This is a genomic window from Flavobacterium sp. 9AF (assembly GCF_902506265.1).
Taxonomy (GTDB): Bacteria; Bacteroidota; Bacteroidia; order Flavobacteriales; family Flavobacteriaceae; genus Flavobacterium.
The window spans coordinates 1-10505 of sequence record NZ_LR733580.1 but is presented as its reverse complement, the minus strand read 5'-3'; the positions used below and the strand labels follow the sequence as shown (position 1 = coordinate 10505).

5 protein-coding genes are annotated in these 10505 nt (G+C 30.2%); all 5 read left to right on the top strand.

Features of this window, described 5'->3' with window-relative positions; genetic code table 11:
- Nucleotides 1-3066: RHS repeat domain-containing protein (locus HALO113_RS15555; protein WP_201297671.1), on the top strand; the 3066-nt coding region annotated here is incomplete at its 5' end.
- A 7-nt stretch (nt 3067-3073) separates the two neighbouring features.
- Entirely contained in the window at nt 3074-8155 is a 5082-nt protein-coding gene (locus HALO113_RS15550) for a DUF6443 domain-containing protein (protein WP_370519393.1), read from the top strand.
- A 2-nt stretch (nt 8156-8157) separates the two neighbouring features.
- Complete coding sequence (locus HALO113_RS15545; RefSeq protein WP_159780007.1) at nt 8158-8673, top strand: hypothetical protein; 516 nt, start codon at nt 8158-8160, stop codon at nt 8671-8673.
- A gap of 326 nt (nt 8674-8999) precedes the next feature.
- Nucleotides 9000-10310: an RHS repeat-associated core domain-containing protein gene (locus HALO113_RS15540; RefSeq protein ID WP_159780006.1), complete on the top strand. Its 1311-nt coding sequence runs from the start codon at nt 9000-9002 to the stop codon at nt 10308-10310.
- A gap of 6 nt (nt 10311-10316) precedes the next feature.
- The coding region (locus tag HALO113_RS15535; RefSeq protein WP_159780005.1) for a hypothetical protein at nt 10317-10505 on the top strand (189 nt) is incomplete at its 3' end.

The following is a 10505-nucleotide window of genomic DNA, read 5'->3' as shown; positions in this document are numbered from 1 at the left end:
GAAATGAATCCATTAAATTTAAATAAAATTTATGCTTCTCCTGAGATTACTCAACATATGAAAGTTGATTTTATTCCAATGAGTTTGTACACTGGCAAACTTAATTTAGACATACCTCTTTTTCATATTAAAAGTGGGGATATTGAAGTCCCAATATCTTTAAGATATAATTCTAATGGTATAAAAGTTGAAGAGGAAGCGTCTAATGTTGGTTTAGGTTGGGTTTTAGAAGCTGGAGGCTATTTAACAAAGATGACAAGAGATATTAATGATAATGAAATTACTATAAAAAGAGTTATAAATGGAAGTGGAATGACTAATGACCCTTTTATGCCTGGTGGTAGTTATGTTTATTCAACAGGTATTTTAAAAAATCAGAGTGACTATCCTGTTGTAAATTATAATAATCCAAGTATAACCACAGATGGGTTGCCAGATCTATTCTTTTGTTCAGCTCCGAGTTTAAATTCAAAGTTCATTTTTGAAAGAGTTGGAAATGATATTTCAATTAAAGATATCAATAATCCTGCAAATAGAATTTTAGCAGGTAATTATACTAATTTTGGTGATGAATTGAACAATTATAATAGTTTAATTTGGTTGGGAGTTAATAGGATTTTCCCAAAAGTTTATAATAATGTGCCTTACTTAGCAAGTCTTATTGAAAATTATATGACTCAAGATAATTATACTTTTTTAAAAGGTAAAGCGAAAGATTATGAGTCTTTTGTTTTGACTAACTCTTCAGGTTTAAAGTATGAGTTTTCTACTTATGATTTAAGTGTTAGTTGCCCCCAAATAATAAATACAGATATTCCATTGGCTGATATGAATCTGATGAAGTATTCATTAATTGAATATGTGAAAGAAAATTATAATTTAGTAAAAAGTACATGGAATTTAGATAAAATATCTGACAATAAGAATCATAATGTTAATTTTATTTATAAAAAATTTTCTGATTCATATGTTAGGAAGTATTTAGATTATACATTTTATAGTGAAGAAAATATAAATTCAACTCAATTAAACAATAACCTAGATATAAATAGGCTTTTAGGTGGTCAAGAATATAATTCTACTAATGCTAATAACCTAAATCAAGAAAGAAGTTTGCATACAAGAAATGTAATTTATAACTATATTGAGAAAATTATATGGGACGAAGGCGTAGTAGAGTTTAAATACGATTATAATAGACAAGATGCAGATAATAAATTTGCTTTGTCAGAAATAATTGTGAGGAATTCCATAGTAGGAACAGTAATTAAGAAGTTTGTATTTAATTATACTTATTTCGAATCAAATCCTGTACTTGCTTCTTCTCCATTATTTTTAACTAAAAGATTAAAACTATCTTCAATAGATTTAATTGATGAAAATGGAATAGTTTTTAATAATTGGTATACATTCGGTTATGAAGATGTTACAAATTTACCATCAAGAGAATCTTTAGAAGTTGATTATCTTGGTTATTATAATAATAATGGATTTAATTTAAATCAACAAATATTGAGTGGAGCATTGCCAAAACTATATTTTGTTGAAAATAGATATAATAATTCAATAACCCCTTTTCCAGTAAATAATTCTCAAGTTTTAGAGGGTTATTTGTCATTAAATGCAAATAATAATTCTTTATCAGGACTATTGAAGAAGATTAAGAATCCTTCAGGTGCAATTAATGAGTTTGTGTATGAGTCCAATGATTTTAATTTTTTTGGACAAACTATTCTAGGAGGGGGAGCAAGAATTAAAAAACAAATAATTAAAGAAGCTAACTCAATAGTTAAGGAATATAATTATCAATATATAGATGAAAATGGTAATAGTTCAGGTTATATTAATAATGTTCCAAGATTTTCAGATTTAGTTACAACAAATTATAATGATTCCCAAATATTTGTTAAGTATTTAAGATCCAAAGGAAATGTTGAATTAACAGAGGGAGCCTTTGTAGGTTATAGCAGAGTTGTAGAAAGTGAGCAAGATAATGGATTTGTCGAAAAAAAATTTTTCTCTCCAAATGATTTTGAAAATCTTTATCCTACTACTTCAGCAAATAGTATAATTTTACAGAATAGTCCAATGTATTTAGGAATATATGCTGATCAAGATATAAAGAGAGGTAAAATAAAAGAAATAAATTATTACGATAAATTTAATAATATTTTAAAAAAAGAGAAGTATAATTATCAAGAAATAATTCTACAAAACAAATCAAGATCATTTAAAAAAGCTATTCAATCATTCAATCCATATTCAGTTTCTCCTCAAGCGGTTATTGATTTTAATATTCAATATGATAGAAAGAATTATTTGTTGTTGTCAGAAGATATTGAGGAATTTTTCTATGGAGAAAAAATTAAAAAAAGTGCATCATATGATTATAATAACGCACATTTACAGCTAACTTCTAAAAGTGTTACTAGTTCTCAAAATTTTCAATTGCTAAAAAAATATTATTATGCAGATGAATATAATCATACCTCTATGATAAATGAAAACATGGTAGGAATTCCTTTAAAAACGGAAACTTATAGTAATAACAACTTAATCTCATCTAGAGAGATAGTCTATGAAAAAAAATCGTCTAATTTTAATTTAATTCTTCCAACTCAAGTAAAAGAAAGAAAAGATCTTGTTCAAACAAGTCAAACAATACAAACTTATGATTTTTACGATGATAAAGGAAATGTTTTGCAGTTTACAGAAAGGAACGATCTTACAACAGCTGTAATTTGGGGATATAATAATTCATTACCTATAGCTAAGGTAGAAAATGCTACTTATTCACAAGTAGAGCCTTATGTTGCTAATTTACAAAGTTTATCTAATGGTATAAATGAAGCGAGTCTGATTACTGCATTAAATAATTTAAGAAATGCATTGCCTAATGCTATGGTAACGACTTATACTTATAAGCCTTTGGTTGGAGTTACTTCTATAACTGATCCTAAAGGATATAAGACGACATATCATTATGATGGTTTTAATAGATTGGAATATGTTAAAGATAAAGACGGTCATATACTAAGTCAAAATGAATATCATTATAAAAATTAAGGTATAAATGAAGAAATTATTATACATACTGATCACATTTCCTTTTTTGATTTTTGGACAAAGTCAAGATGAGAATTATATTAAAACTACCATTTTTAAAAAAGAATTTTTTAGTTCTTATCAAAATTTTAGTAAATCATTAGGTACGGGTGATTTATTTAACAATGGTTCGGCTGGAGGGAGCGGTTCAGTTAATATTACGAATAACATACTAAATATTGCAATTAGTGGCTCATGGGGTTCTAATAATAATCTAAAATTAGGTAACATTAAATCGTTGAGTATTGTTCCGTCAATTTCAAATTTAGAGTTAGGTCCAATTTATGATATTAGTGGTTTAAATCAGACGATTTATGCCGCAAAAATAGTAAACAATGATTTAGTGTTTTATTCCACTTTAACCACCACAGGTATAACAGGTATAAACACTTATTTAACTGCTGTTATTGGAGGTAGTACTAATTATACAAGTTCGTCACTTTTTGCTAATTTATTTTGTGATGCTAATGGAGCTAGTACAGGTTCGGGAGGTGGTAGTGCGTCACTTTCGATAAGTAACGGGACGGTTACATTATCTGCTAATGGTTCATGGGCAACAAACAATAGTTTAAAACTAGGTCAGATTTATTATATAAATACAACTTCAAATGTTCCCAATGTAGTTTTAGGTACGATTAAAGATAATTATGGTAATAATACAAATTATAGTGCTAAAATAGAGAATAAATGGTTAGTGTTTTATCAAACAGGAACGAATCCACAATTTACAACTAATTTTAGTTTAAATTTCATTAAAGATTTTAATTTTGGAATAGCTGATAAGAGTGAAACCATAACATATTTTGATGGATTAGGTCGCCCAATTCAGCAAGTTAATCATAAACAATCATCTAGCGGTAAAGATATTGTTACTCATTTTGAGTATGACAATTTAGGTCGTCAAACTAAAGAATATTTACCTTTTATATCATCAGCAATACCTTCATTAGACATCAAGCAAAATGAAGTAATGAATTTTTACGGTTCTAATAATATGATGTTAACAGGTAATCCTAATTTTGAAACTACTTCTAATCCTTTTAGTGAAAAAGAATTAGAGCCTTCTCCATTAAACCGTGTTTTGAAACAAGCCGCTCCTGGAAATGCTTGGGCGATGAATAGTGGTAAAGAAATCAAGTTTGATTTCCAGACCAATGCGACCAATGAAGTAAAATTATATAAAGCCATTACAGTATGGAATGGTACTACAAGTTTGTATGATATATCCTTAAGTGATTTAGGATATTATAATGCGAACGAGTTGTATAAAACGATTACTAAGGATGAAAATTGGTTAGCCACACAAACCAACATACATGACCATACCACAGAAGAGTTTAAAAATAAAGAAGGTCAGGTTGTTTTAAAAAGGGCATATAATCAAAACAAATGGCACGATACCTATTATGTGTATGATGATTATGGTAATTTATCTTATGTCTTATCGCCTCAGATTAATACGTACCCTTTAGAGCAACAAATATGGCAGAATCAATCTGAAAGTTTTTATGATTTGGATAGTTTTTATGCTCCTGGGTATATTTCGGAAGCAAATGAAGGGTATTATCAAATTTACGGAGGAAGATATTTTTATTTTTATTTTGAAAATTATGATCAAGGGCCTGAAAGTCCACTAAATACTTCTACATTCATTTTGCCAATTCTATTTAGTCCTCAAGTTCCTGATATGCAATTAGGCCCTGTGACAATTAAATTAGAAGACGGAACTTATTCGGACGCACATTATAGTGCTTACATTCAAAATGGTAAACTATACTTTTCTGGTGATGGTACTATTGCCTACGGAGTATACATGGATTATACTGTTGATTTAAATACAATTACAGGACCTTCTCCATCAACGGTAAGTTTGAATGATATCAATAAATTAGGATACCAATATAAATATGATTCACGCAATCGATTAGTAGAAAAAAAACTACCGGGAAAAGACTGGGAGTACATTGTGTATGATAAATTAGATCGTCCTATCTTAACGCAAGATGCTAATTTAAAAGCCCAAAACAAATGGTTGTTTACCAAGTATGATGCTTTTGGACGTGTAGTATATACAGGTATTTGGAGCAACCCTACGCCTAATCAATCCAGAGCAGTGGTTCAAAATAGTGTAAATAATCAAACTAATCCCATTTGGTTTGAAAACAAATTGGCAAACCCTATTACCTTTGCAGGAGCGATTATGTATTATAGTAACAATGCCTTTCCTAATTTTTCTAGTATTGATGAAATAGAAGTCTTGACAGTTCAGTATTATGATAATTACGAGATAGGTACTCAAGTAACATTTAATCCAACGAATGGATCAGGTACTTGGGAAGGAATGACCGCTGTAACCAATGTAAAAGGTTTACCTACGGTAAGTAGGGTAAAAGTATTAGGAGTTAATAAATGGATTACAACTGCTATCTATTACGATTCTAAAGGTAGGGCTTGGGAAACGCACGTAAAGAATGAATACCAACAATCGGAAGATTGGACCTTATCGAAGTTGGATTTTATCGGGAAAGTTTTAAAAACACAAACCACGCATACTAAAAACGGAACATCGACTACCATAGTAGATACGTTTACGTATGACCATGCGGATCGTTTGTTAACCCAAATACAAAAAATCAACAACCAACCGGAGCAATTAATAACTAAAAACACCTATGATGAATTGGGTCAGTTAATTAAGAAGTCAGTTGGAAATTCAGAAGCGACTCCTTTGCAAGAGGTAGACTATGCCTATAATGTCAGAGGTTGGTTAAAAGACATTAATAATACAGCACATTTAGGGAATGATTTGTTTGCGTTTCATTTAAATTACAACGAGCAAGATAGTCCTTATACGTCTGTAGGACAACCTGGAGAAGCATTGTACAATGGAAATATTAGTAGTGTAAACTGGACTACTAATAACAACACTACACAAGTAAAATCTTATTATTATAAATACGATGCGTTAAACAGATTGAATAATGCCTACAGCGCTGAGAATGATGTAGTGAATAATAAGTACTATGAGGCAATCAACTCTTATGATAGAAATGGTAATATATTGAATTTATATAGAAACAGTCAGCATGCTACGATTCCCAATTATGGTGCTGGGATTGATAATTTAACGTATACATATGATGGCAATCGTTTATTAGGAGTAAAAGACAATTACGGGCTTACTAGTTATGGAGTGGAAGGATTTAGAGACGGCAATACAGTAGGTGATGATTATGTGTATGATAATAATGGAAATATGACTGTAGATAAAAATAAAGGAATCACTTCCATTGCATACAACCATTTAAATTTACCCACAAAAATAGAATTTGCAAATCAACCAGGAGCACCTAAAATAGAGTATAAATACGATGCTATGGGTGCCAAAGTGGAAAAAGTAGTAACCAGTACCAATCCAACAGTAACCACCAGTTATGTAGGGAATTATATTTACGAAAATAATGTACTACAATTCTTTTCACAACCCGAAGGTTATGTTTCCAATAATTCAGGAGTGTTTTCGTATGTTTTTCAATACAAAGACCACTTAGGAAATGTAAGACTCTCGTATGCCGACTCAAATAATGATGGTGTGATTACCTCAGGAACAACAGAGTTATTCTATGATGGTTTTGAGAATGGTAGTGGTTGGGAGAGTATTGGAGCCATTTATGGGGAAACAGTAACGGCTTATGATACTTCAAAAAAGCATAGTAGTAATGCATCTGGTAAAATAGAAAAACTAACTACTGGTGAGTTGTATGTACATAGTAACACTTGGATACCTATTAATATAACACAACCTACAGAATACATATTTTCTGGATGGGTGTATAGTGACAACCCTAGTGTCGATATATATTTATTTGAAAAAACAGATACCGAAACAGAATATTCCACAGTAGTAGATTATGTGAGAACCACTCAAAAAAATCGTTGGGTTTATCTGGAAAAGAAAGTGTTAGTGCAACCAAATATTAAAAAAATTAATTTGCGTATCGATAATAATGGTGGCGGAACCGTTTGGTTTGATGATGTAAGTATTAAACGAGTAAATCCAAATACTGAAATAGTAGAAGAGAACAATTACTATCCCTTTGGGTTAAAACATAAAGATTCTAATAATTTACTTAACTTAGCTACAGCAAATGCCGTAGCACAGAAGTATAAATACAACGGTAAGGAGTTGCAAGACGAGTTGGGACTTAACTTCTACGATTACGGAGCTAGAAATTATGACCCTGCTTTAGGTAGATGGATGAATATGGATCCATTAGCAGAACAAATGAGAAGGCACTCACCATACAACTATGCTTTTGATAATCCAGTAAGATTTATTGATCCTGATGGTATGGCTCCAAATGATATAGTATATTTTAATATTAATGGTGAAGAAGTTCATAGAATTAAAAGTGATAGTGAATTTAAAACATTTATTCAATCTTCAGGTAATGCTCAACATCCTACGAAAAGTTCTTCAGGTTGGACAGAAGTTTCAATGCCAAACATTATCCAAGAAAGGACACAAACGGGAGAAAATACTACAGGTGCTTCATATCAAGAGAATGATTATATAATAGCTGCAAGAACAGGATTGTTTAATCAGACTAAGAATAATGGAAATCTGCAGCTTTACACAGAAGGAGGCGCCGCAATTCCGAAAGAAGTATCTTCTGAAATTCCAGATCTTGATCCTACTCTAGTAAAATCAATAGCAATTCAAGAATCTCATAATGGGACTACTGGTGTGGATGATATAATGACAGCTAATAACCCAGGAGACTATAAGGCTTATAAGACTGCTTATGGTTTGTCAAATTCTGAATCACCAAATACAAATAGATCTTTATATTTAGGTATAAGATTTTTAGCAACAAAAGGGTTTAGAGGAGGTGTAACATATAATAAGGATACTGGTGAAAAAACATATACATTTCAAGGATGGAATTCAGCTGCTGGTAGCTATAATGGTGGAGGTGTTGAAGGTTATCAAGGATATGTAGAAACTATGGTAAATGAATCAAAAAAACCAACTTCATGTGATTATTAGATATGAAAAAAAAATTAATTATATTAACTTTCATTCTTTTTATTGTTAGTTGTAGCAAAAAAAAGGATACTGTAGCAAAAAAAGATTTTCTAGAGAAAATCCAAGAACTTGTTTTAAGTGAAGATAAAATTGGTCAAGAATATTTATTCAGAATATTACTTGAAAATCAATTTATAGAATATAAAATATCATATATTGGACAAATTGAGAATAATCAAAAAGGTAAAATAAAGTTTTTATTTTTAACTACATTTAGTGGTTTAAATGAAGACAGTAAAAGAGCTAATAGTAGATTGATTATATATAAATCTTCTAATAATGATAAAATCGGATATTATTATTTAGGAGGAATTTATAAAGATTCAATTGAAATATCTGATAATACTTTAATTCTTCCTAAATCAGGTGAAAATTGTAATTTAACAACAGAAATTAGTTTTAAAGATAGTATTCCTGATGAAATATTTATAAATTGTACAAAGAGTGGAGGGGATTTTTATAAGTTTGAAAGAGAATAGTCCCCTATATCACATTTTATAATAAAAAACTCTAACTACGCAAAGTGTCCTCACTTTTGAGCTATAAATAATAAAAAAACCACTCTTGGGTAATGTATTAGATTTAGTGATGGATGGTTTATGAGTTTTTAATTGATTGATAATCAATAGTAAATGAAAAATAATTGTAAAAAAGATGAACTATATAGTTCATCTTTTTTTATGTTTAAAGTTCTTAAAAAGGAAAAAATGGTAAAAAAGACAACCTTGTGTATTAGAATTAGTGATACTCCGATAGCGCGGAAATGTTTTCCGTGCCCACAAAGTGTAAATAAAATAAAACCACTTTGTTAAGGAGTGGTTTTTTTCTAACAAATAATAAAATTGAATATATTTACAATGCTGTAGGACAAAAAGTAGTAAAAACAGTGAGTGAGAATAGCGTAATCAAAACAGAATATTTAAGTGGTTTTCAATACAAGGGAAGTATGTTGCAATTCTTCCCACATGCAGAAGGTTATGTAAATGTGGTAGATAATCATGGGGTAAATAATTACAACTATGTTTTTAATTATACCGACCATTTAGGAAATATACGCGTAAGTTATGGAGTAGACCCAGATACGCAAAGTATAAAAATAATGGAAGAGAATCATTATTATGCCTTTGGATTAAAACATACGAACTACAATAGCGACCAATTATTGTATCAAAAAAATGCCAATGACGATGTCGTTTTAAAGGGTGGTACACCTACGATTCAATCTCCTTATCAGTATAAGTATAACGGTAAAGAATACCAAGACGAACTAGGGCTTAACTTCTACGATTATGGAGCAAGGAATTATGACCCTGCTCTAGGACGTTGGATGAATATGGATCGATTGGTAGAGAAGTATGTAAGCATTACGCCTTACGCATATTCACTGAATAATCCAATATATTTTATTGATCCTGATGGAAATGAAGTGATGGGGCCTGGTGATGAATTTGCTTCAATTGATGACGCTGCTAAAGATTTTGCAGTAAATTATAATAGTATTTCTATAATTGAAAATGTTGAGTTAGGAGCTTTAATATATAAAAACGAAAATGGTAGTTTTTCATATACAATTCCAACTGGTCATGTTTACAGAGAAAAAAGAATAGGTAAATATGGCGTTCCTTATAAAGAAAGGGTAAGCTCAATATATGTTCCAGATTTTGATGAACTTTCTAAATTTGGCAATGTTGAATTAGTCGGAATAATTCATACTCACGCTTGGGATAGAGCGGGAAGGAAAGGAACTAGACATGTAAAAACTGATAATGAATATTCTGATAATGAATATTCTGATAATGATTTAGACGGGACTTACGGTGACGGTGCTGCAAATTATGGTTATTTTAAAAATGTTAAGATTGCAAGTTATCTAGTGACTCCAGATGGTCAATTAATTGTTACTGATCCTGTAGGGTCACCGAGTAGTAGATCTCAAGTCCCCATAGACAAAAAAATTCCTAGTGACCCTTTGAGTCCAACGAGAAAGAATGAAATATATCCAAACATATTTCCAAAAATACTACCTAATATATATGACGAAACACGAGGAGGTAAGCCCGAAGATTTTTACTTTATTCCTGAATTTAATCCTAGAGATGATTATTATCATAAATAAAAAAGTATGAAAAAGATTTATTACACTTTTATATTATTCTTATTTGCACTAAACCTTTTTTCTCAAAAGAAAGCTTTAAAAACGCATGTAGATCATGTCTCTATTATTGATTTAATAAGTAATGGAGAAAAATTTAATGACAATCAATTTTATGTAAAGGGTTATTTTGTTGATTATGGTAGACATGGTAGATTG